This is a genomic window from Stenotrophomonas sp. P5_B8 (assembly GCF_054049855.1).
Genome location: NZ_JBFULO010000544.1, coordinates 1 through 2,132 on the forward strand (window position 1 = coordinate 1; position 2,132 = coordinate 2,132).

Consider the following 2,132-nt stretch of genomic DNA (forward strand, 5'->3'; position numbering starts at 1 on the left):
GCTCAGGCATGGGAAGGTCCGAAAACGCCCCCTCTCGCGCAGGGAACCGCAGGGCCGGTCGGTCCCTGAAGGCTGGCAAAGACCCATACAGGGCGGGGGCTGGGCCGTGCTGCAGGAAGTGCGGAAAAAGCACCCCAAGAAGTGCGCAGGCGTGGAGGGGAGACGAGTGCGCGCGCTAGGTCAACAGCTGCCTGCGCAGCGCCAAACCTCCACCTGTTCAGATTCGCCTGATCAATTGCAATTTGTTGCATGGATCACACTTTCTCGACCGCGCACACTGCGCTCCGCTCCGCTCTGCCCCCCCGATGAGGCGACGTGGCCGTGGTACTGCGCTACCTAGAAGCGCGGCCGATCACATTTATTTCACCGTACGGGGTTACTCATTGATCCGCACGGTGCGCCCCCCCTGGAGATCATTATGAATTTCGCAGTAGGCACCACCCTCTCGGTTGCCATCACAGCCACCCTTGCCCTCACCGCYACGTCACAGGCGGCCACACTGACACCGGGCCAATCCGGGACGGTTCAGCCCGGCGATACGGCGGAGGGTTGGGCATTGACCGGGGCGAACCTACAGGTCCTTCCGGGCGGCCAGACGCTGAGCATCAACGCCACTGACAGCTCAATCCTTAACTTGTCAGGTGGCCAGGTCACGGGCAATACCAGCACAGGTGCCATCCGCCTTTCTAACTCTCAGGCTGACATCCAGGACTCTGTAATCAGCAATGCCACTGGCCGGGCATTGTCGCTGGCATCCACCTTCACCGGCGGGCTGCCCTCGTCCGAAGCGACGGTACGCAGGAGCACGCTCACCGGCCTTGGCTTGGGGGCAAGCGTCTCAACCACCGAGGCGGGCCAGAGAGCATTACTCACGCTGGATGCCACACGGGTGGAAGGGCTTGCCAATGGCTCAATGACTCTGACTGGTGGCAATGGGCTGCTGGTGATCGGTACGGCGGATGTTCTCATCGGTAACGGCAGCGCCGTGATCGGTGCGCGAGATGGCATGTATGCGGTCGACACCAATGTAGGCGGGTCATCCAATGTCGTGATCGATGCATCACGCGTCGAAGGCGGTACCGGATCGGGGATCTACGTCGCGCCCTCGCGCGCCACAACCTCCCCGCCGACCGCCGCGGTCTTTACCGTAAGGAACAACGGCGAACTCGCTGGCGGTAACGGGAACCTGCTGTTTGTCGAAGCCCCAGATGCCATCATCGGTTTCAACATCGACGACTCGCGCCTCACCGGCAATATTCTCAACACCGTTGGCAGCACCCTCGATGTGGCGCTCAGCAATGGCGCCGGCTTGACCGGTGCTACCCGTGACATCACCTCGATGCGCGTGGACAACGCACGCTGGCAGCTCAGTGACAACAGCTCCACGGGCACGTTGGCGCTGGGCGCTGGCGGCGAAGTCGCTCTCGGCGACGGCAGCGCCTTCCACACCCTCAACGTCACCGGCAACTACACCGGCAACGGCGGCACGCTGCTGTTCAACACCGTGCTGGCCGGCGACGATGCCGCCTCGGATAAGCTGGTCATCGGCGGCGACACCAGCGGCCAGACCAACGTGCGGGTCAACAACGTGGGCGGGGCCGGTGCGCAGACGATCAATGGCATTGAACTCGTTACCGTGGCCAGCGCCTCTAACGGCCAGTTTGACTTGGTGGGCCGCGCGGTCGGCGGGCAGTACGACTATTTCTTGTTCAAGAATGCGGGCAACTGGTATCTGCGCTCCCAGCTGCCGACTGCACCGGACCCCTGCGATGCCGACCCGACACTGCCCGGTTGCGGCGGTGGCGTTGATCCGGTCGATCCGGTCGATCCCGTGAATCCGGTCGAGCCGCCGGTACCTGTGCTGCGCCCGGAAGGTGGCGCCTACCTGGCCAATCTGCAGGCAACGCAGACGTTGTTCCGCCTGGGCTATCACGACCGTCACGCCGGCCAGAACAGCGGCCGCGCCTGGGCACGGGTAGATGGGTCACGCACCGGTTTCGATGCGGTCGGCCGCCAGCTTGATGTGCACGGCAATAGCCAGTCCCTGAGCGTTGGCGCGGATGTGTGGCGCAATGACGCCGGCAGCGGCGCGGGCGTGATGCTGTCCAGCGGCAATGCCACCAGCACCTCCA

At 64.0% G+C, this 2,132-nt stretch carries 1 protein-coding gene; it reads left to right on the forward strand.

The features are described from left to right. Positions 1-418: 418 nt before the first annotated feature. Positions 419-2,132, forward strand: a 1,714-nt coding sequence (locus tag ACXJKH_RS19150) for an autotransporter outer membrane beta-barrel domain-containing protein (protein WP_457321746.1), incomplete at its 3' end; no start/stop codon positions are given.